The sequence below is a fragment of the Cysteiniphilum litorale genome (assembly GCF_003428165.1).
GTDB lineage: Bacteria > Pseudomonadota > Gammaproteobacteria > Francisellales > Francisellaceae > Caedibacter > Caedibacter litoralis.
The window spans coordinates 1-21,489 of record NZ_QLIQ01000031.1 but is presented as its reverse complement, the minus strand read 5'-3'; the positions used below and the strand labels follow the sequence as shown (position 1 = coordinate 21,489).

Below are 21,489 nucleotides of genomic sequence, written 5' to 3'. Positions count from 1 at the left end.
GTAAAGCGATAAAATTTTGATAAAGTTGGTTAGCGTGGGTTGTTCATTTTTCTTTGGCATATTATTATATTTATGCACAAAACAATGGAGAATTTACAAAAATGCTACTTGATCAGTTGAAAAAATGCGGAATTAATGAAACAAAAGAAATATTTCACAATATTTCTTATGAAGGCTTGTATGATCACGAAACGTCAGCAACTGCTCAAGGGTATGAAAAAGGGGTTGAAACAGCTACTGGTGCTGTTGCTGTAGATACGGGTAAATATACAGGGCGTTCACCAAAAGATAAATTTATCGTTGAAACGGCTGAAGCCAAGAAAAATGTTTGGTGGGCAAAAGATGGCTCAGACAATAAGCCATTGTCTCTTGAAAGCTGGCAGCATTTAAAAATATTGTCAACGACACAGCTTAATGATAAAAAACTGTATGTTATGGATGGTTTTTGTGGTGCTAACCCTGAAACACGATTATCTGTGCGTTTGGTGACTGAGGTTGCATGGATGGCGCATTTCTTTAAAAATATGTTTATTCGCCCAACAGCAGATGAGCTTAAAAATTTCACCCCAGATTGGACCATTTTAAATGCGTGCAAAACGAAATGTGAAGATTATCAAAAATGGGGTTTAAACTCAGAAACTTTTGTGGCATTTAATATCGCTGAGCGTATGACTTTAATCGGTGGTACATGGTATGGTGGTGAGATCAAAAAGGGTATTTTCTCGATGATGAATTACTTTTTACCATTGCAAGAAATCGGCTCTTTCCATTGTTCTGCAAATGTCGGTAAGAAAGGTGACTCAGCACTATTCTTTGGCCTATCAGGTACAGGCAAAACAACATTGTCTGCTGATCCAAAGCGTGAACTTATCGGTGATGATGAGCATGGTTGGGATCATGATGGCATCTTCAACTTAGAAGGAGGGTGCTATGCTAAAACCATTAACCTATCTAAAGAAAATGAGCCAGATATTTATCATGCGATTCGCCGTGATGCATTACTTGAGAATGTGGTTTTAAACGATGATAAAAGCATTGATTTCGCATCAAATGTAAAAACTGAGAATACACGCGTTTCTTATCCTATTTACCATATTGATAATATTGTTAAGCCTGTATCTAAGGCAGGGCACCCAACTAAGATCATTTTCTTAACCTGTGATGCTTATGGTGTGCTACCGCCTGTATCAAAGCTATCGATTGAGCAGGCAATGTATCAGTTCTTATCCGGTTACACGGCAAAAGTTGCCGGTACTGAGCTAGGTGTTAAAGAGCCAACAGCCGTATTTTCATCATGCTTTGGTCAACCATTTTTATTACTTCACCCAACAAAATATGCTGAAATTTTAGGTAAGAAAATGTTTGAACATGGTGCCAGTGCTTATTTGGTTAATACCGGCTGGACGGGTGGTGGCTATGGTAAAGGGCATCGCATTTCAATCAAAGATACACGTGCAATCATTGATGCGGTACTTGATGGTTCGATTGATCATGCGCCATTACGCAAAGATGAAATGTTTGGTTTTGAGATTCCGCAAGCTTTGCATGATGTTGACAGTAATATTTTAAATCCACGCAATACGTGGACAGATAAAGCTGCCTATGATGCTCAATATCAGAAGCTTGCTGAGATGTTTGTCAATAACTTCAAGAAGTTTACTAATAATGACTTAGGCAAAAAGTATGAGCAATACGGCCCAAAGTCTGACGCCTTGGTTTAATTTATAGCTTAAATCAGGGACAAGTAGAATAAAACCCCACGGGCTCACGCCCGCGGGGTTTTATTTAATATCTATTGGGTCGATATCGATTGTAATTTTTACTTTCTTACGCGCAAGCTTAATATCATTACTAACCGCATTTAACAGTTGCTTAAGCTGTTTGCGTGTACCCGCTGTCAACATCAACATAAAGCGATAATGTCCTGCTTGTTTGATATTAATTGCAGGTAGCACATGCGAGATTTGACAGTGTAATTTTTTTTGTTCATTACAGTTTACAAGTGCATGATTTAGTTGTTGCAAGGCATGCGTGCAGGTCTGTGTCTTACTTGCTTGGGCGTAAATATATGCCTGATAGGAAAAAGGCGGGTAGCTAAGAAGCTTGCGTGTTTCAAGGCTATGCTCTAAGAATTTTTTATAATCGGTCTGTAGAATTAATTGTAATATAGGATTATCTGGTTGATAGGTTTGAATGTAAACATCCCCTGGTTTACTGCCTCGTCCCGTTCTGCCGGCGACTTGAATAATCAATTGCGCGGTTCTCTCAACAGCATGAAAATCTTGACTGTAAAAGCCTGCATCAGCATTGATAATACCGACAAGGCTAACATTTTGAAAGTCATGCCCTTTAGCAATCATCTGTGTGCCAACGATGATATCAATATGTTGTGATTTAATGTCATTAAGCACATCTTCAAGTGCGCCTTTTTTTTGTGTTGAACTGCGATCTAAGCGCGCGATATGGGCATTTGGTAAGAGTGCAGTTAATTCATCTTCTAGTTTCTCAGTACCTTGTCCAATGTCTGATAAGTTATGTGATTGGCAATTAGGGCATTGCAGAATAATCTCACGTGCTTTGCCACAAAAGTGGCATGCCAGATGCTGAGGCTTGGTGTGTAAGGTATATGGTTTCTCGCATTGGTTGCAGTTAGCACACCAACCGCAATCTTGACAGATTAAGCTATGAGCAAAACCGCGACGATTAATAAATAATAGGACTTGTTCATTGTTGGCAATCGTCTGTTTGATTTTATCAATCAATATTGGACTCAAGCCCGCTTGTGTTTTACTTTTTTGCAAGTTAATAATATGTACTTGATTGCTAATTTGATTCAATGCACGATTTTTTAAGGTTAATAAATGATACTTGCCATTTGACGCATGATAATAACTTTCTAAAGAGGGCGTGCCACTACCTAGGATAATCGGAATATTATATTTTTGCGCTTTGACAATCGCAATATCGCGCGCGTGATAGGTAGGAATGTTTTGTTGCTTATAAGAGGCGTCATGCTCTTCATCAACGATAATCATGCCAAGATTTGGCGTGTCAAATAAAAGACCTGAGCGTGTTGCGATAATAATATTGATCTCAGCATTTTGGACTTTAACAAACAGCTCAAAGCGTGCCTGATCAGTCAGTTGCGAATGAATAGCTGCAATAGGTTCATTAAAGTTCTGCTCAAAGCGCATCAACGTTTGGGGTGTAAGGTTGATCTCAGGCACTAAAACTAATACTTGTTTGCCACTTTGAATCACGGGTTTAATCGCTTCAATATACACCTCTGTTTTACCACTTCCCGTGACACCAAAAAGCAAAAAGGTTTTAAAATGGTGAAGATGCTGACAAATCGCATCAACAGCGCTTTGCTGTGCGTTAGTCAATGTGCGCGGTGTTATTGCTGTTGTGGCGTGAGTTGTTGGAAATAGCCTATGCTTTGATTGTGTGATGATATTTTTGTTGATGAGTGACTTTATGGTTGTCAATGTTATCTCATGACTGATAAAGGTATCATGCGAAACACTGCCATGTTCACGCAATAAGGCTAGCGCTTTATGTTGTTTATGTGCATTTTTAGCAGGTTTAAAATCATTACGATCAGTATTATTTAAGGTATAAATAATTTGTTTGGCGCATTCGGGTTGTTCTTTTTGCAAATAGTGCTTTGGTAGCGATAATCGTAGGCTTTGATACAACGTGCACTGATAGTAATGAGCAAGCCATTTAATCAGATCAATCGCTGGTGTTGATAGCAGCGGCTTTTGATCAAGTACTTTAACAATGGATTTAAGTTTATCTTTGGGTAAGCTGACTTTAGGGTTGATCTCACTGATGACACCAATCACCTTACGTGTGCCAAGTGGGACAATAACACGAGTGAAAGGTATTGGTGGTGTTGACACAGAGTAAAGATAATCAAGCCCATCCGTAAAGGGACCATGTACGAGAACGCGAACAATAGCCATAAATATTATTTTTTGATCATACGATTAATCAGCATAGCAATAAGGGTAATAAGGGCACCAATAGCCAAGACATAAGCAGGTGCCATTAAGTTGCCACTGGCTTTAATGGCAGCAATAACAATCGTAGGTGTTAAACCACCAAAAACAGCAAAACCTAAATTATATGCAAAACCAATGCCGCTATAACGTACATCTTGTTTGAAAGCATCAATAAGCATTGCGGGGATATTGCCCCAGCATAACGCGCAAACAATTGCACTGATGACAATCGCAACAAAGTAAATATCTTGGTTTTGTATGTAGATGTGATAGATAAAAAAGCTGGCAATTATTGTGATGATAGTGGTTAATAATAGAATCACTTGTCTATTGATTTTATCGGCAAAAAAACCAACGATGATACATAAAACTGACAGAATAATAACGCCCAAGCTATTAATCCACACAAAATTTTTCAAATGCAAGTTAAGAATAGTGCCAAAATACGCTGGAAGTAATAAAAATAAGGTCACAAAGCATAATGCACCGAATGAGACAATGATGGTGGTATAGACTAAGTTCCAGCCATGGGTGTGCAAGACTTTGGTAATTGGTAAAGCGTATTCTTTTTGGATAAAGGGTTGAAAGTCCTCAATATCCATCAATTGTTTACGTAGGTAATAAGCAATAAAGCCAAAAATGCCACCCAAAATAAAGGGCACACGCCAAACATGCATAAGCATCTGCTCATGGCTAAAAAATTGCAATAAAAGTGCTTCAACAATAAAACCAATGGCAACGCCAATAATTAAAAAACAAAAGACAAAACCCGTCATAAAGGCTTTTTTATCCGGTGCTGATTCGCTGACATAGGTAATGGCGCCTGGAATTTCACCACCGACAGAGAAGCCTTGGGCAATGCGACAGATCACCAATAAAATAGGCGCTAACATGCCAACGCTTTGATAGGTTGGCAAAATACCAATGATAAATGTTGATAGCGCCATTACCAAAATTGAAATGGTAAAGGTTTTCTTGCGCCCATATTTATCACCAAAATGACCAAAAATAATGCCGCCAAATGGACGCGCAAAATAACCAACAGCATAAGCACTAAAGGCAATTAAAAGTGAGTTGATTGCTGAATGCGTCGGAAAGAAAAGTTGCGATATATAGCCAGCAAGTAGTGCGTAGATGATGAAATCATAAAACTCAAGCATGCCACCTAAGCTTGATAACCATAGAATTTTACGTTGATTTTTATTAAGCATATTGATTGATCTGTCCATATTCACATCGGGGTTGCCTGATTCTATCAATGAAATTTTGGCAAGACTAGAGATAAATTTTCTTTTATGTCGAAAGTTTTGACTATACTGAAGTCGTATCTTAAGTAGCTATGCAAATATTATTAGGTGTTTTTTTTGGATTCTCGGATCAAGTCCGAGAATGACCGCTAACCGTTATATTCGGGCTTGACCCAAATATCCATGACTACCAATAAACCATTGCTTAGATGCTTACAAATTAAAGTTATAACCAACAGATAAAAGGATAAGCAATGAAACGGATTATTCACTTAACTGATACCCATTTAGGTTATGAAAACCTATCTTCAGTTATGCGTGATTTAGTTACACGCATTATTTTTACCAAGGAAAAGGCGGGTGATTATATTATTGTCATTACTGGTGACATTGTCGAGGATGCAACAAAGGATGGTGCTTATGATGAGGCCTTAGCACAGATCAATCGCTTAAAGCGCGCGGGGTTTCATGTGCTCGTGATTCCGGGTAATCATGATTACGGCACAGGATCGATTGGCTACAGTGGTTATGTGCCAGCATTTAAACAAGCTTTTTATGGCAGTATTGATGTGCAATATCCAATTAAAACGATTATCGATAATATTGCCTTTCTGGGATTAGACTCAATGGCAGAAGAGCTTCATTGGTATGATCGATTATTTGCCGAGGGGCAGTTGGGTGAGGCGCAGTTGCAACGCTTAGATAATTATTTAAGCCATGATGAAGATGTTAAAAATGCAGAATATCGCGTGGTTTATCTGCATCACCATCCCTTTTCTCCCCGTCCATTTCATCATTTAAAAGACTCAGATGATTTAGGTAAAATACTTAAAGCACATAAGATTGATATGCTTTTGTTTGGTCATAATCACGATGGTTTAGTGTGGAGTGGTAAATGGGGGATCCCACGTGTTTATGACGGTGGGACATCCACGGGTAAACAAGGCAAGCCATCACCACATCGTGTGATAGATTTATCAAAGCATCCGGCATTTGATTATGATGCTAAGTTCTAGTTATAAGCTCAGTTATTGATGGTCAACCAATAATGTTTTGCGTATAGTATCTGCCATTGATCATGACCAAGAAAAATCAAAAATAATAATGAAAATCGCAATTATGGGGGCAATGCCCGAAGAAATTACGCCAATTCTTGCTGAATTAGACACTTATGACACCAAGGAATATGCCAATAATACCTATTATCTAGGCCACTATCATGGGCATGAGCTAGTTATCGCCTATAGCAAAATCGGTAAGGTATTTTCAACCTTGACCGCAACCGTGATGATTGAGCATTTTGGCGCGGAAGTTTTGCTATTCTCTGGTGTCGCAGGAGGCGGCTCAGCAGATGTGCAAGTTGGGGATATCGTTGTTGCCACACAAACAGTACAACATGATATTGATATCACCGCATTTGGTCGCCAAAAGGGCGAAATTCCAGGAAGCAAAGTGTTTATCGAAACTTGTCAGCGCTTAACATCAAAGTTAAAGGAAGCAGCAAATACGCATGGTATTGCCTTAAAAGAAGGTGTTATTGCAACGGGGGATCAGTTTATCCATAGCAAAGAAGTGAAAGAGATGATCGTAAAGCACTTCAATGCGCAGGCGATTGAGATGGAAGGAGCCAGTGTTAACTTAGTGTGTCATGAGCTTAATATCCCTTGCGTGATATTGCGCGCTATCTCAGATACAGCAGATGGTCAAGCAGTGGATGATTTCCCACAGTTTGTTGAGAAAGCAGCCAAGCAATCAGCCACACTTATCTTATCGTTGGTAAGGTTGTTATAAGGTTAAGTACCTAAACAATAGTTTTTTGGTAACAATGGATATTCGGGTCAAGCCCGAATATGACGATGCGTGGTCATTCTCGGACTTGATCCGAGAATCCAAAAATACCCGATAATATTTGCATAGGCACTTATAAAGATATGGTTTTAGAAAGTAAATAGTTAAACAAGGTTTCTTTTGGCATGAAACACATTCATATATTAGGTATTTGTGGCACGTTTATGGGTGCTTTAGCGTTACTAGCGCGTGAAAAAGGTTATAAGGTCACAGGCAGTGATCAAAATGTTTACCCACCGATGAGCAGCTATCTTGAATCTCAAGGTATAGAGCTTATATCCGGTTATGAGTATGATATTGAATCATTTAAACCGGATCAGGTGATTGTTGGTAATACGATGCGCCGTGGCATGCCAATTGTTGAATATTTATTAAATAGCGAGCTTGAGTATTTTTCGGGACCCGAGTGGCTTTATCAAGAAATTCTCAAAGATAAAAAGGTCATTGCTATTGCCGGTACACATGGCAAAACCACCACCACCTCAATGGTGATTAAATTGATGGATGATGCGGGATTAAATCCAAGCTTTCTGGTTGGTGGGATTACTCAGGACTTTGGCGTATCATCACGCTTAACGGATTCGGAGTACTTTGTGATTGAAGCCGATGAATATGATACGGCATTTTTTGATAAGCGCTCGAAGTTTATGCATTACCATCCAGACATATTAGTCATTAATAACCTTGAGTTTGATCATGCCGATATTTTTAACTCGATCGAGGATATTTATCGCCAGTTTCACCATCTCATGCGGCTGTTACCTGGAAAGTCCACGGTTATCTATCCTAAGCCGGATGCACATATTGATAAGCTATTAGCGATGGGCTGTTGGTCTGAACGTTGCCCGCTGCAAGCTGAGCATGGACTTGATATTAAGCCTTTACTTCAAGACTATAGCCAGTTTGAGATCATAGATCATAATAGAACACTTAAGATTAACTGGGCGCTATTAGGTGAGCATAATGCCAAAAATGCGCTATCAGCGTATGCGATTTTAAAAACACTCGGTGTTTCATTGGATAAAGTGACAGAGAGCTTTAAAAACTTCAAAGGAGTCAAGCGCCGCCTTGAATGCATTGCACAAAACGATCACTATGCCATTTATGATGATTTTGCGCATCACCCAACGGCAGTAGCACAAACACTCAGAGCCATTAAAGCACGTGCTGGAGAGAAGGAAAGAGTTGTCGCAATTTTAGAGCCACGCTCAAACACGATGAAAATGGGCGCGCAAGAATCAGCATTAATTAATGCGCTTCATATTGCTGATGAGGTATGTTTTTACCAAAACAGTGTGATGCAGTGGCAAGCGGCATCGTATGCCAAAGATAACTTTCTGGTATTTGATCAGGTTGCCAATATTGTTGAGCATTTCAAGCAATCACAACCCGAGCGTTTTACACATTACGTCATTATGAGTAATGGTGCTTTTGATGGGTTGCATCAACAGTTAGGTGCACTTGCGAGGCGGGGTATTGAGACAGAAAAAGTGCGTAATTTCAGTCGTGATGAAATCTTGCCCGCAACTAACGTTGCTTTAGGCAGTTACTTTTTTCCCGCAAAAAAGTAACCAAAAAGCTCGCCCTGTAAGTTTTGTTGACGTCAGTAAAATGGGATTTTTGCAAACTCGTACTCCGTACTCAAACATACAAAAATCTGCTCCATTTTAGCTTGACGCAAAACTTAAATGGGCAAAGCGAGTATGCCATTGCAAATTTTAGCGCATTGAAAAGGATTACTGCGCAACATGTTTGAGCGTAGCGAGTTTGTGAAGCAGCGCAAAATGCGCGTTAAAAAATTTGTGAGGCTAGCTTTATAGCTGGAAATTTTCTTGATCAGACGGCAAGCCTTTATGGTGCTTGGGTTTTTTGCTTTTCATTATTGATGTTGATCTTATTTTTAATTATGCGTCGCAAAATGGCGTAACATATGCGTGTGGAAGATCTTGCAAAAAATAAAGTTTAAGGTTGTGTTTTACGTCAATACGATTATTATGGCGATACCTGAAAGGTTTTAAGAAAAATGCGCTTATGTTGCGAAAAATTATCAAGTCGTTGATTCCGTCACGCGGGGAAGTTTTTTTTGATCTATTTGTTGAGGCAGCACAAAATGTGCATTTCTCAGCGTCACTTCTGGTTGATATTGTTAATGAAGAAAATGCTTACAAAGCAACTGAGTTAATGGCTAAATTGCGTCAACAACGTCAAAATGCGGTAGACATCAACAAGAAAATCATTGTTGAGTTGAATGAGCAGTTTATTACTCCAATTGATCGCGGTGATATTTTTCATTTATCGGGAATTATGCTTAAGTTGACTAAACGCATTATTAAGATCAACAAAAAAATGCAAATTTATGCGATTGACAGCAAAGTCGATGATTGCCTGATTCGTAGTGTAGTCACCTTGCAAGAGATTACAAAATCCTTGTGTGACTTATTGATTGCCTTTAAAAATAAAGATGGTCAAAAGCTTAAGCTTGCATCACAACGCGCGACAGAACTTGATGAGAATGTCGTTGAAGACTTGGGTGATGCGATTGATCAGATCAAAAAGGCAGATTACGATACATTGACAACGATTAAACTAAAGGAAGTATTCAAGGCTGTAGAATCAGCGGTTGACACCAGTGCTACTTTATGTGATTCGGTGATGCGTATTTACGTCAAGGAAATCTAATTATGATGATAGTTCTTGTTAGTATTATCATCATTGCACTTTTTTTTGAATTCATTAATGGTTTTCATGATGTTGCCAATGTTGTAGCAACACCGATTGCATCAAAGTCATTATCCCCTTATCAAGCGATTATCATTGCCGCAATTTTTAATTTTGTCGGTGCTTTTATCGGTACAGCAGTAGCGACAACGATCAGTAAAGGTCTTGTTGATGCCAATGTCGTAACACATTTAGTGTTAATTGCTGCATTGTTCGCTGCAATTAGCTGGAACCTGTTTACATGGTATTTTGGTATTCCATCTAGCTCATCGCATGCGCTCATTGGATCGCTAGTTGGTGCAGCCATTGCTGCAAGTAATGTGCATACCATTCATTATGGTATTTTGGTTGGTAAAATTATTGTGCCGATGATACTGTCACCCATTTTGGCATTTTTCTTAGCACTTATCTTAGTGGTTATTCTATTTAGAATCCTAAGCAAACGTAAAACACCACGTAAATCAAATGCGCGTATTCGTGAGATGCAAGTGATCTCTAGTAGCCTATTAGCGTTAAGTCATGGTTCAAACGATGCACAAAAAACCATGTCGATTATTACCTTGGCATTATTTAGCTTTGGTGTGCTTACAACGGTTTCGCACATTCCTGTATGGGTGATTTGCTTGTGCGCATTAACCATGGCACTTGGCACGTTATCCGGTGGCATGCGCATTATTAAGACATTAACCACACGTGTTGCCAAAATTGGACCAGCGAACGGTTTTGCCGCTGAGATGAGCTCAGGCTTATTGATCCTAGGTGCCTCACATTTAGGCTTGCCAGTAAGTACCACGCAAGCTGCTTCCGGCTCAATTATGGGAGCGGGCTATCCAGAAAGCGGTGGTGTTAACTGGCGTGTCGTACGTACGATGGCAACGGCTTGGATTTTAACCTTACCGTGTTGCATGATCATGAGCTTTGTTGCCTACAAACTACTTTTTGCACTTTTTGGAGATTTGGGGATATCCGTTAATATCTAGTCGTATTGAGGTTTAACTATGTTGTTAAAATCAGAAAAGAAATCCACTTTAAGTATTGCCAGTATTTATGCATTTAGAATGCTGGGTCTTTTTATTATTTTGCCTATTTTTAGTCTTTATGCTGATAAGATTATTGACGCAACGCCAACATTAATCGGTGTGGTATTGGGTATTTACGGCTTAACGCAAGCATTATTACAGATCGTTTTGGGTGTGCTATCCGATAAATATGGACGAAAGCCCGTTATAGTATTTGGTCTTGTAGTATTTATTATTGGTAGCATTGTCGCGGCGATGTCACATACGATTTATGGCATTATCATTGGTCGTGCTTTGCAAGGAGCAGGTGCCATAGGTAGTACATTGACCGCTTTAGTTGCCGATACGACCAAAGAAGAAAATCGTATGAAAGCGATGTCAGTGATTGGTATGACCATTGGTTTATCGTTTATTGGGGCAATGGTGCTAGGTCCTATCTTAAATACATGGATTGGTTTGTCAGGTATCTTTTGGTTGACAGCCATCTTAGGTGCTATTGGTATTGTTATCTTAATTTATGGTGTGCCAACACCAACGAAAATTATTTTTCATAAAGGATCTGAAACGACACCTAGTCAAATCAAGAGTGTATTGAAAAAGCCTGAATTATTGCGTTTAAACTATGGTATCTTTAGCTTGCATGCGATGTTAACGGCATTGTTTCTCGCTATTCCGGTTATTTTAATTGACTATATTGGCGTGAGTGTCGATAAGCAGTGGATTATCTATCTGCCTGTGCTATTTATCTCATTTTTCCTTATGGTGCCATTTATCATTATTGCTGAGACTAAAAACTTGATGAAGCCTGTTTTTGTTGGTGCGATCATTATTCTTACGGCAATGCAGTTTTTACTGTATGAATTTGATCATCATGTCATTGTGATGAGTCTTTTATTAGTATTGTACTTTGCAAGCTTTACTTTGCTTGAAGCGGCTTTGCCGTCACTGATCTCAAAAATGGCACCAATTAGCAGTAAAGGAACGGCAATGGGGGTTTACTCCAGTGCGCAGTTCTTTGGCATATTTTTTGGTGGCGTATTAGGTGGAGTGATCATGCACCACTTTGGTATACAGGGTATTTTTATTTTTAATGGTTTGTTAGGTGTATTGTGGATTGTGATCGCTATAACGATGCAAAAACCAAAACAATTAAGCTCTAAACTATATAGCCTTAATAAAGCTAAGCATATGGATGCTAAGGCGCTACAACAAAGCATTCTGAATTTGCCAGGTGTTGAGGAGGCAATGGTCTGTTTAGATGAGGGGGCAGCCTACCTTAAAGTTGATAAAAAAATATTTGATGAAGTTACATTGAAATCAGTTTTATAATAAAAGCACGTATCTCTAGTCAGTCACAAATTGTCTGTTACAATGCTGAACTATCTAATAATAAGCAATATAAATAATTGAGTTTACGATGAGTTATACAAAAGCGCTGTCTTTGGTTAATGTCAATAAGATATACAAAGGTGGCTTTCATGCGGTAAAAGATGTCAGTTTTGACGTGTATCCGGGGGATTTCTTTGCCTTATTAGGGCCCAATGGTGCGGGTAAATCAACTACATTGGGGATGATTTCAGCGCTTGTCAATAAAACCAGCGGCAGCATTGAAGTTTGCGGCTATGATACGCTGAAATCGCCCTTTATGGCACGCAAGCATCTAGGGGTTATGCCACAAGAGGTAAACTTAAATATCTTTGAAACACCGATGCAAATCCTGTTAACACAGGCAGGCTACTTCGGGCTTAATCGAGAGGCAACCAAACCTTATGCTGAAAAGCTGTTAAGAGATATGGCGTTGTGGGATAAAAAGGATGAGCAAGTACGTTTTTTATCTGGTGGTATGAAGCGTCGCTTGATGGTGGCGCGTGCGCTTATCCATAAACCCAAGGTGCTGATCTTGGATGAGCCAACGGCAGGGGTTGATGTTGAGCTACGTCAATCACTATGGGAGCAAATGCGCGCGTTAAATAAAGAGGGATTAACGATTATCCTAACCACACATTATCTTGAAGAAGCTGAGAGCATGTGTAATCGCATTGCGTTGATTCATCAGGGTAAATTGCACACGAGTTCAGACATGAAGACACTGTTAAGATCAGTGGAGAAAGAGACGTATATTTTTGATTTGAAAGAGCCAATAACACCATCACAAATGCAATGTGAATACGGGCAATGCCAGTTAGTTGATTCAAACACCTTAGAAATTGAGGTCGATAAGAGTGTGACATTGAATCAATTATTTGCTGATTTAAGTCAGCAGAATATTGACGTATTAAGTGTTAAGACAAAAACAAATAAACTGGAAAAACTGTTTATTGATGTCGCAAGAAATAAGGCATAGGTGGGGAAGATGACATTTAAAGAATACTGGATTATTTATTACACAATATTAAGAAAAGAAGTGGTGCGTGTGCTACGCATTTGGCCGCAAACCCTTTTACCTTCAGCGATTACCATCAGTTTGTATTTCCTCATTTTTGGGAAAGTGGTTGGTGCGCGCGTTGGTACGATGGATGGTTTTGGTTATATGCACTTTATTACACCTGGTCTTGTAATTATGGCAGTTATTAATAACTCATATGCAAATGTCGTGGGCTCGTTTTATGGTGCGCGCTTTAATCACTCGATTCAAGAGCTTTTGGTGTCTCCGGCAACCAATCATTTAATTATTCTGGGCTATGTCTCAGGTGGTGTTGCACGTGGCTTTTTTGTTGGGGTGATGGTGACGATTGTTGCTGGATTATTTGGAGGGATTTCAATTGGCTTTAGTGGATTACTGCTAATCCTATTATCATTTATTTTATGCGGTACTTTGTTTTCACTAGGCGGACTGTTAAATGGTATTTTCTCGCAAAGCTTTGATGACACAACTATTTTCCCTACCTTTGTGCTAACACCATTGATTTATCTTGGTGGCGTGTTTTATGGTTTGAGTGCATTACCTCCTTTTTGGCAACATATCGCGCAATATAATCCTTTATTCTATATTGTTGATTTTGTGCGTTATGCATTTATCGGTTATTCATCTGTCAACCCAGTGGTTGCTTTAGTTGCCATCGTGCTATTAATCGCTATTCTTTATAGCTTGGCATGGTATTTGCTATCGCGTGGTATTCGCTTAAAATCTTAAGGAAATGAAAGGAAATAGATGAAAATTTCAGTCGTTCAATTAAATTACACCATTGCTGATTTCACGCATAATTTTGAAAAAATATCGTGCGCAATGCATGAGCACAAAATAGCAGATTTAATCGTGTTTTCTGAGCTTTGTATCAGCGGTTATTATCCCTATGATTTATTGACTTATGATGAAGTAATCAATAGGCAAAATCAGATAATTGATAAGATTAAAAAGCTTACAAAAACGCTAGATACAGCGGTAGTAATCGGTGCGACAACAGCGATAGCAGGACTTAAAAAGTTTCATAACAGTGCACTTGTCATTGCCGAAGGTGAGATTATTCACTGTTATCACAAACAGCTTATTCCAAGCTATGGGGTTTTTGATGAGACAAGGCATTTTATTGCCGGACAAAATAAAAAGCTAAGATTTAAGTTTAAAGGTCAGCATTTAGCTATTTTGATCTGTGAAGACATCTGGTATGACAACCATCAAGGCTATTTAATAAATCCTATCGATGATTTACCGCAAAACCTTGATGCATTGATTGTGTTAAATGCTTCTCCTTCGATGTTTGGTAAGTTTGAGCAGCGGTTACAGATTGCGAAAAATATCACCAGAAAAATTAAAGCGCCTGTGATCTATAGCTCACAAGTTGGTGGTTATGATGAGCTGATATACGATGGTGCCAGCTTCGTGTGCAACGCCAACTCAGAGCTTATTGCATTAGCGGATAGCTTTAAAGAGGGGAGCTTTAGCATTGATCTTGGACGCTTACCGCAAGCAATACTTAAAGCGCCATATCAAGACAATCCGCAAGCATTTGTTTTGCAACAGCTGATATGTGGATTAAAAGATTATGTCCACAAATGTGGGTTTAAGGGTGTGGTTGTTGGTTCATCCGGTGGCATTGATAGTGCATTGACCTTAGCGATTGCTACTTTGAGTTTAGGTAAAGACAATGTTAAAGCGATTACGATGCCTTCTGTGTATTCCTCTGAAGGCTCGGTAAGCGATTCCGTTGAATTGTGCCGGAATTTGGGAATTGAACTTTTCACACGTGAAATTAAAGAGGAGTTTTTACTCACCTGTGCGAATTTTGCCAAAGCATTTGGAACTGAACCTAAAAAATTGACCAAAGAGAATATGCAGGCGCGTATTCGTGGGCGTATTGTCATGGAGTACTCCAATGACACAGGATTTTTAATGCTGACAACGGGTAACAAGAGTGAGCTTGCCGTGGGCTATGCGACACTTTATGGTGATATGTGTGGTGCACTAAATTGCATTGGTGATTTATATAAGAATGATGTTTATGCTTTATCAAATTATATTAATCAAGCATATGGTGAGCTGATCCCGCAAAGCATTATTGATAAAGCACCATCGGCTGAATTATCCGAAGGGCAGAAGGATTCTGATAGCTTGCCGGATTATGATCATCTTGATGCGATGCTTAAGCTATATCTAGAGCGTGATTTATTGGCAGATGATGAAATAAAGCGACTAGAGAGCATTGTTGCTGAAATAGATTTAAACGAGCAAAAAAGAATTTATCGTTTGGTAGAGTTAGCGGAGTTTAAACGCAAGCAAGCGCCACAGATTTTATTTATTCAACGCCGCCCATTTGGTATGGGTCGACGTATGCCAACCACAGCGAAGTTTAATAAGTCATGTTAAGTGATTTTTGTTTTGTTAAACGGTAGAAACATTAATACGTTTGCAAGCGCACAAGTGCCAGATAGTCCTGCAAATAATAATCCTGCACCAAAAAAGGCGCTTAAGATATTAAACCAGGGCGAAACGGTATAAGAAAGAACAATACCTAGTATCACCATAAAACCAACAGTGATTTGCACTTGACGCATAATCGGAAAAGGTGCTTTAGCATTAATAACGGTTTGCAGATTTGCTTTTTTCCATGCATTGATTCCTCCTTTCAGGATATATACTTTTTTAAGGGGGAGCTTTGCAAAAAAACTTTCTGCTTGAAGCGTTCTATTACCAGATTGGCAATGAAATACAACAACCTCATCTTCTGAAAAAACATGAGAGTTCAACTCATTTAAGTTTTTGTTTATAGCACCTTTTATATGTTCTTTTGTATATTCATCAGGTGTTCTGATATCAATTAATTTAACACGTTGATTCTGGCAAAGGTCATTATATTCATTGATTGAGATGTTTTGACAATGGTTCATTTGTTTCTCCTTTCTGTAGATTGTTCTAAATTAGAATACTCTAATGTTTATGCTAAATTTTTTTATTTACAGTAAATTTCATAAAGTGTATCAATAATCTTTTTAACATTTGGATCTTTAAGCTGATAATAAACTGTTTGCGATTCTTTTCTTGTAGTAACAAGCTTTTCTTTGCGCAATACAGATAAATGTTGTGAAAATGCAGATTGGCTTAGGTTTGAATATTCTGCAAGCTCACTAACAGAAAGTTCTCTTTGTGTCAAAAGGCATAGAATCATTAGTCTTGATTCATGTGAAATAGCTTTTAGCAAATTAGCTGCTTTTTGTGCATTCTCATGCATTACATTTAAATCAGTCATGCTATTGACCTAGTAAATTAAGATTTAATTATATTAGCATATTCTATATTAGATTTAAATAATATATTTGAGCTGTTTTTAGATGTGGATTAACGGCATATGTAGGCTACTTGGAAATTTTATTTTGTGTGAAAGCATTTAAAAGCTTGATATTAAAAGGATGCTAAGCAATATAAGCTTTTAGAAAATTCAGTTTAATGACTAGAAATGGCAGTTAGTTCAGTTAACAGTGTCTCAGGAGATTGCATTACCAGTAGCTGTACTAAGTGTTTATCCAACGTAATACAGCCATCAATGCCAAGAGCAAATAATTTGCTTGAATTTACCTTATCAGCCGTTTTAAGTTCAATATCAAGTCGTGTTAATGAACACATGCTGACATTGACAATATTATCATTGCCACCCAGTGCGCTAACAATAGCATCGATGTCATAGCATTTAGCTTCTGCGCTCACTGTTTTTACGGTTTTTTCAGTTGTTTTAGTTGTTTCAGTATGGTTGCCTACTTTATCTGCAGCTGTATTAATAAATGGGATATCAGCGGAATGTGGTAACGCTTCATTCATCTCACCTGCAATAAGATCTGCCTCAGGTCCTAAGATCACTTGGACAGTTTTGCTATCAGGCACAACGATGCCTAGTGCTCCAAGCTTTTTAAGCAATGCTTGATTGATATTACTACTGTCTTTGACTTGTAAGCGTAAGCGTGTTGTACATGCGTCGATATTATCTAAGTTGTTTTTGCCACCTAAAGCACCAATAAAGTTAAGTGCACGTGAATCGGTTAACTGAGATGCTTCACTTTCATCTTCTTCAACCACTTCATCAACTTCGCGACCAATAGTTAACAGGTTAAACTTCTTAATGAAGAAACTAAATAAGAAGTAATAAACAACAGCTGTTACAGCACCTACAGGTAGCAATAACCACGGATGTGTATCCATTTTAAAGAAAAGCACATAGTCAATGAGTCCTGCTGAAAAGGTAAAGCCAAGTTTGACACCTAGTACATACATTACAACCATTGAAATACCAGTAAGTAAAGCATGTATCAGATATAAAACGGGTGCCAAAAACATAAAGCTATATTCAATCGGTTCAGTCACCCCAGTTAAAAAGGCAGTTAAGGCGATAGAAAACAGCATACCAGCAACAGCCTTTTGCTTATGGCTATGGGCATGGCGATACATCGCAAAGCAAGCTGCAGGCAAGCCAAACATCATGATTGGGAAGAAGCCTGCCATAAATGCACCCGCTGTTGGATCACCTGCCATAAAGCGTGCAATATCACCATGAACAACCCCAGCAGTACCATGAAATGAACCAAATTGAAACCACACGAGGTTATTTAAGATATGGTGTAAACCAAACATCAATAAAATACGGTTAAAAACACCATATAAAAACAAACCTATCGAACCTGAACCAATTAACCAATTACCAAAGGCATTAATACCTTCTTGAATCGGTGGCCAGATATAGCCAAATAAAAAGCCAAGCAATACCGCAGTCAGTCCCGTAATAATCGGCACAAAACGTTTACCACCAAAAAATGCGAGGTATTCGGGTAGTTTGATTTCATAAAAGCGGTTATAGAGCATTCCGGCAACAATACCGATGACAATACCCCCAAGTACACCGGTATTAACGCCAGCATCAATTGTGTTAATCACGCTATTCATGATAAAGAAGCCAACGACAGCGGCAAGGGCAGCGGCACCATGGTTTTTCTTAGCAAAGCCCAAGGCTACACCCACAGCAAAAAGAAGTGGTAAGTTGGCAAAGATAGCATTACCAGCATCGGCAATGGCTTTGATGTTGAGTAGGTCAGGTTGTCCAAATCGCAGTAAAATACCAGCAACCGGTAATACTGCAATTGGCAGCATTAATGCGCGACCAAGTTGTTGCAAATTTTGAAAGTTAAATTTCTTAGCCATTAGTTTCCTCCCTCATTAAAACTAATTTGTTGACGTACAAGTATTCTCACGGCTTCGGCTGATTCAAGCGTTAAAGCTTGTTGTGCTAACTGTTGGCAATCAGTGAGCTTAAGTCGACGAATCAACGCTTTATTCTCAGCTAACATATTGCTGCGCATTGATAAATGCTTAATGCCTAAGCCAATGAGTATCGCAAGTGCTTCTTGATCTGCAGCCATTAAGCCACAAATGGAGAGCTTAGTATTGTGTTTTTGTGCGGCAATATTGACCTTATTAATGGCATGAATAACCGCAGGATGTAAATGATCAATCTCAGCGGCAAGCGCATCATGCTCACGATCCATTGCTAAAAGATATTGTGTCAAATCATTGGTGCCAATCGACATAAAATCAACTTCTTTGGCAAACAATTCTGCTTGAAAGATGACACTTGGCACTTCTACCATAATGCCTAAGGGCTGTTTTATGCTAATACCAAGTTTCAGACGTTCTTCTTCATAGATGGCTTTGACCTGACGAAACTCAGCAATATTTGTAATCATTGGCAGCATAATATGCGCATTTGCATTTTGTGTGCGAATGATTGCGCGCAATTGTGTGCGTAGAATCTCAGGGTGCTTCAAACATAAGCGGATGCCGCGAACACCTAAAAAGGGATTCATTTCATGTGGCATATTTAAATAATCAATTTGTTTGTCACCACCTGCATCTAAAGTGCGAATGATAATAGGTGTGTCATTAGTTGCATCTAATACTTCATTATAAATGCTAAGTTGTTCATCTTCAGTTGGCGCGGATAAGCGATCATAAAAAATAAATTCGCTTCTAAAGAGTCCAACGCCTTCAGCACCTGATTGCGCGAAATTAAGACATCCTTCAGCTGATTTGATATTCATATAACAATGGATCGTATGATCATCTTTTGTCTTAGCAGGTTCTGTTGCCTTAGCGCGCATTAGTGCCAAAGCATCATTCAAAGTAGCAATTTTAGCTTGGTATTGCGTCATCGTATCAAAGTCAGGATTAATAAGGGCATAACCATCCGTTGCATTTAAGATAACGTATTGAGCACAGTGGTTAAATAAACTGCTATCCACTTGGATTAACAAAGGCAGATTATTGTTATTGGCAATAATCGCAACATGAGAGGTGCGTCCGCCTTTAGTTGAGATAAAGCCTACGACATTTTGATCCGCCTCTAAAATATCCGATAAGGTAAACTCATCTGCGATAAGAATGGTGGGCTTGCTATAGTGTGTTTTAGTTGGTGTGCCATTGGTTAGTATATATAGGACCTGTTTACGAATATCTTTTAAGTCGGCAACACGTTCTTGCAGCAGGGTGTTTTGAGTCTTCTCTAAAATGGTGATTGATTCTAAAATTGCATGATCCCATGCATATTCAGCTGTTTTGCCTTGAGCTAGAAACTTAATTACACTGCTATTAATATTCGCATCATTTAAAAGCGCTATATGCGCACCAAGCATCGCATGCTTTGTCTTATCATGTGCATGAGTAGTCATTTGTGCTGATAGTTGCTTTTCATGCTTTTCTTTGGCTAATGTAAAGCGCTCGAGCTCTTGTGCTTCTGGTACATTTGCCTCATCGGCATAGTTAAAGCTTTCTTCATTAATCCGCCGCAACTCACCAATAACAATCCCTTTGGCAGCAGAGATACCTAGGTATTGATTACCGTTAACTTTAGTCTGATTAAGTTCAGATTTTGTGGGTTGTGCTTCGGCTATGTGATCATCGACAAAGTTAACGAGTGCCTCTTCTAATGCGCAAGCTGCTTTCTCCGCATCTTCACCGCTGACAGTCAGTGTGATTTTGTCATTGAGTTGTATATTTAGTCCCATCAAGGCGACAAGGCTTTTAACATCAGCGCTACTATCGTTTTTATATATTATCGCAGTAGCATCAAATGATTTTAAGGTATGCGCTAATAATGCCGCAGGACGAGCATGCAGACCATGTGGGTTGTTGATAATGATACTACGCGTCACGAAAATCTGATCTTGCGTTTTTAATACTGGTTTATTGCTATCATTATGCACTGTGCTATCTAAGCTAATGATTGGTGTTTGAGCCGAGCATCTTCCTTTTACCTTCAATAAAAGATCATCTTCTTGATAATCAGTGATAATCACCGGTGTAATTAAGGATTTAATTTTTTTACTTATAGTGCTTAGATCAAAGCTAAGTAGTAGCGTGTTGATATCCACCTGATCGTTGAGTGATACATGTACATCAATTCCTTCACCATTAAGTGTGACACTTTCAAGACCCAAGTGTATAAGGACATCGTAACCTGACTCAGTAGCAATAGTGATGGCATGTTTTGTTTTCGCAATATTTTTAACAATGCCTGTTACTGGCGAGTAGATATTTTGATCCAAAGGCTCAATTGCAAAGCCATTACCAACCATTTTCTGTGCAAATACTGGATCTGGCACTTGATCTAATTCAACAATAAACCCATTAACAGGCGCGTATAATGTTAACCCCATTGTCTGTCCCTCACTATCATTGTTTTATACCCCGTAATGTTACTTGGCTTTGTACTAACTGGAATTACGCACTTTTTCTACCTCAACACCCCGCCTCGCAAGTTCGGCACCCCTCTTGCAAAGAGGGGAATACAAAATAACTCTTGCCTAATTCCCCTCTTTGCAAGAGGGGTGGCAGCCGTAGGCTGACGGGGTGTTTATAAAATTATAGTTTTTTCTAAAGCGCGTAACTTTAATTACTAACATTTATAATGTTTAGCCAAATCAAAAGTAGCTATAAAATACATCCTATGTAGTTTATTTTCAACTGAACTTTCCCAAGTTTTGTTAAGCGGCAAGCCCAATAATCATTTGAATCCATGAATTTCTATGATTTTTTAGCTCAGATTCACCATTTTGACAAACCCTGAGTTTATTCTGACGCTTTATCAACAACTTTCGTGCCGCAGAAAAGGTGTATTGCGGCTTAGTGCCATTATGTGTTAGCTCATTGACTGCATCACTTGGAAGATGCATGAC

At 38.8% G+C, this 21,489-nt stretch carries 17 protein-coding genes; 10 read left to right on the top strand and 7 right to left on the bottom strand.

Annotated features, from left to right (window positions below):
- Positions 1-101: 101 nt before the first annotated feature.
- Positions 102-1,721, top strand: coding sequence for a phosphoenolpyruvate carboxykinase (ATP) (gene pckA, locus DNJ75_RS11285; RefSeq protein ID WP_117003561.1), 1,620 nt, complete (start codon positions 102-104; stop codon positions 1,719-1,721).
- Between the two features lie 60 nt (positions 1,722-1,781).
- On the opposite strand, the gene DNJ75_RS11280 is transcribed toward pckA, so the two are convergent.
- Together DNJ75_RS11280 and DNJ75_RS11275 are read right to left on the bottom strand one after the other, a co-directional pair.
- On the bottom strand, positions 1,782-3,968 hold the full coding sequence (locus tag DNJ75_RS11280; protein ID WP_117003560.1) for a primosomal protein N': 2,187 nt from the start codon (positions 3,966-3,968) through the stop codon (positions 1,782-1,784).
- A gap of 5 nt (positions 3,969-3,973) precedes the next feature.
- On the bottom strand, positions 3,974-5,218 hold the full coding sequence (locus DNJ75_RS11275) for an MFS transporter (protein ID WP_117003573.1): 1,245 nt from the start codon (positions 5,216-5,218) through the stop codon (positions 3,974-3,976).
- 290 nt (positions 5,219-5,508) lie between these two features.
- Here DNJ75_RS11275 and DNJ75_RS11270 point away from each other — a divergent pair, with 290 nt between their 5' ends.
- The 9 genes from DNJ75_RS11270 (at position 5,509) to DNJ75_RS11230 (ending at position 15,643) form a co-directional block, all read left to right on the top strand.
- Positions 5,509-6,270, top strand: a complete 762-nt coding sequence (locus DNJ75_RS11270; RefSeq protein ID WP_117003559.1) for a metallophosphoesterase family protein — start codon at positions 5,509-5,511, stop codon at positions 6,268-6,270.
- An 85-nt stretch (positions 6,271-6,355) separates the two neighbouring features.
- On the top strand, positions 6,356-7,045 hold the full coding sequence (locus DNJ75_RS11265) for a 5'-methylthioadenosine/adenosylhomocysteine nucleosidase (RefSeq protein WP_117003572.1): 690 nt from the start codon (positions 6,356-6,358) through the stop codon (positions 7,043-7,045).
- 182 nt (positions 7,046-7,227) lie between these two features.
- Positions 7,228-8,673, top strand: a complete 1,446-nt coding sequence (gene mpl, locus DNJ75_RS11260) for a UDP-N-acetylmuramate:L-alanyl-gamma-D-glutamyl-meso-diaminopimelate ligase (protein ID WP_117003558.1) — start codon at positions 7,228-7,230, stop codon at positions 8,671-8,673.
- A 460-nt stretch (positions 8,674-9,133) separates the two neighbouring features.
- The gene (locus tag DNJ75_RS11255; protein ID WP_117003557.1) at positions 9,134-9,781 is read left to right on the top strand and encodes a DUF47 domain-containing protein; all 648 of its coding nucleotides are present in this window, start codon (positions 9,134-9,136) and stop codon (positions 9,779-9,781) included.
- Positions 9,781-10,800, top strand: coding sequence for an inorganic phosphate transporter (locus DNJ75_RS11250; protein ID WP_170137227.1), 1,020 nt, complete (start codon positions 9,781-9,783; stop codon positions 10,798-10,800). The genes DNJ75_RS11255 and DNJ75_RS11250 overlap by 1 nt, the downstream gene beginning before the upstream one ends.
- Positions 10,801-10,818: 18 nt before the next feature.
- The gene (locus DNJ75_RS11245; protein ID WP_117003555.1) at positions 10,819-12,168 is read left to right on the top strand and encodes an MFS transporter; all 1,350 of its coding nucleotides are present in this window, start codon (positions 10,819-10,821) and stop codon (positions 12,166-12,168) included.
- Between the two features lie 88 nt (positions 12,169-12,256).
- A complete protein-coding gene (locus DNJ75_RS11240; protein WP_117003554.1) occupies positions 12,257-13,183 on the top strand; it encodes an ABC transporter ATP-binding protein in 927 nt (308 codons plus the stop codon).
- A 9-nt stretch (positions 13,184-13,192) separates the two neighbouring features.
- Positions 13,193-13,972, top strand: a complete 780-nt coding sequence (locus DNJ75_RS11235; RefSeq protein ID WP_117003553.1) for an ABC transporter permease — start codon at positions 13,193-13,195, stop codon at positions 13,970-13,972.
- Positions 13,973-13,990: 18 nt separating this feature from the next.
- Positions 13,991-15,643: an NAD+ synthase gene (locus DNJ75_RS11230; RefSeq protein ID WP_117003552.1), complete on the top strand. Its 1,653-nt coding sequence runs from the start codon at positions 13,991-13,993 to the stop codon at positions 15,641-15,643.
- On the opposite strand, the gene DNJ75_RS11225 is transcribed toward DNJ75_RS11230, so the two are convergent.
- The 5 genes from DNJ75_RS11225 to DNJ75_RS11205 all read right to left on the bottom strand — a co-directional run.
- Positions 15,640-16,164 (bottom strand): rhodanese-like domain-containing protein, encoded by a 525-nt coding sequence (locus DNJ75_RS11225; protein WP_117003551.1) that lies wholly within the window; start codon positions 16,162-16,164, stop codon positions 15,640-15,642. The genes DNJ75_RS11230 and DNJ75_RS11225 overlap by 4 nt on opposite strands.
- Before the next feature lie 62 nt (positions 16,165-16,226).
- Complete coding sequence (locus DNJ75_RS11220; protein ID WP_224742356.1) at positions 16,227-16,523, bottom strand: ArsR/SmtB family transcription factor; 297 nt, start codon at positions 16,521-16,523, stop codon at positions 16,227-16,229.
- A gap of 194 nt (positions 16,524-16,717) precedes the next feature.
- Entirely contained in the window at positions 16,718-18,460 is a 1,743-nt protein-coding gene (gene nagE / locus DNJ75_RS11215; RefSeq protein WP_117003550.1) for an N-acetylglucosamine-specific PTS transporter subunit IIBC, read from the bottom strand.
- Positions 18,460-20,970: a phosphoenolpyruvate--protein phosphotransferase gene (gene ptsP, locus DNJ75_RS11210; RefSeq protein WP_117003549.1), complete on the bottom strand. Its 2,511-nt coding sequence runs from the start codon at positions 20,968-20,970 to the stop codon at positions 18,460-18,462. The genes nagE and ptsP overlap by 1 nt, the downstream gene beginning before the upstream one ends.
- Before the next feature lie 327 nt (positions 20,971-21,297).
- On the bottom strand, positions 21,298-21,489 hold a 192-nt coding region (locus DNJ75_RS11205; RefSeq protein ID WP_157968314.1), incomplete at its 5' end, for a hypothetical protein.

What these genes read in the sequence shown, in the direction of transcription:
- pckA (WP_117003561.1), top strand. Translation starts at nt 102, where the DNA reads ATGCTACTTGATCAGTTGAAAAAATGCGGAATTAATGAAACAAAAGAA.
- DNJ75_RS11280 (WP_117003560.1), bottom strand. Translation starts at nt 3,968, where the DNA reads ATGGCTATTGTTCGCGTTCTCGTACATGGTCCCTTTACGGATGGGCTT.
- DNJ75_RS11275 (WP_117003573.1), bottom strand. Translation starts at nt 5,218, where the DNA reads ATGCTTAATAAAAATCAACGTAAAATTCTATGGTTATCAAGCTTAGGT.
- DNJ75_RS11270 (WP_117003559.1), top strand. Translation starts at nt 5,509, where the DNA reads ATGAAACGGATTATTCACTTAACTGATACCCATTTAGGTTATGAAAAC.
- mpl (WP_117003558.1), top strand. Translation starts at nt 7,228, where the DNA reads ATGAAACACATTCATATATTAGGTATTTGTGGCACGTTTATGGGTGCT.
- DNJ75_RS11255 (WP_117003557.1), top strand. Translation starts at nt 9,134, where the DNA reads ATGTTGCGAAAAATTATCAAGTCGTTGATTCCGTCACGCGGGGAAGTT.
- DNJ75_RS11245 (WP_117003555.1), top strand. Translation starts at nt 10,819, where the DNA reads ATGTTGTTAAAATCAGAAAAGAAATCCACTTTAAGTATTGCCAGTATT.
- DNJ75_RS11240 (WP_117003554.1), top strand. Translation starts at nt 12,257, where the DNA reads ATGAGTTATACAAAAGCGCTGTCTTTGGTTAATGTCAATAAGATATAC.
- DNJ75_RS11235 (WP_117003553.1), top strand. Translation starts at nt 13,193, where the DNA reads ATGACATTTAAAGAATACTGGATTATTTATTACACAATATTAAGAAAA.
- DNJ75_RS11230 (WP_117003552.1), top strand. Translation starts at nt 13,991, where the DNA reads ATGAAAATTTCAGTCGTTCAATTAAATTACACCATTGCTGATTTCACG.
- DNJ75_RS11225 (WP_117003551.1), bottom strand. Translation starts at nt 16,164, where the DNA reads ATGAACCATTGTCAAAACATCTCAATCAATGAATATAATGACCTTTGC.
- DNJ75_RS11220 (WP_224742356.1), bottom strand. Translation starts at nt 16,523, where the DNA reads ATGACTGATTTAAATGTAATGCATGAGAATGCACAAAAAGCAGCTAAT.
- nagE (WP_117003550.1), bottom strand. Translation starts at nt 18,460, where the DNA reads ATGGCTAAGAAATTTAACTTTCAAAATTTGCAACAACTTGGTCGCGCA.
- ptsP (WP_117003549.1), bottom strand. Translation starts at nt 20,970, where the DNA reads ATGGGGTTAACATTATACGCGCCTGTTAATGGGTTTATTGTTGAATTA.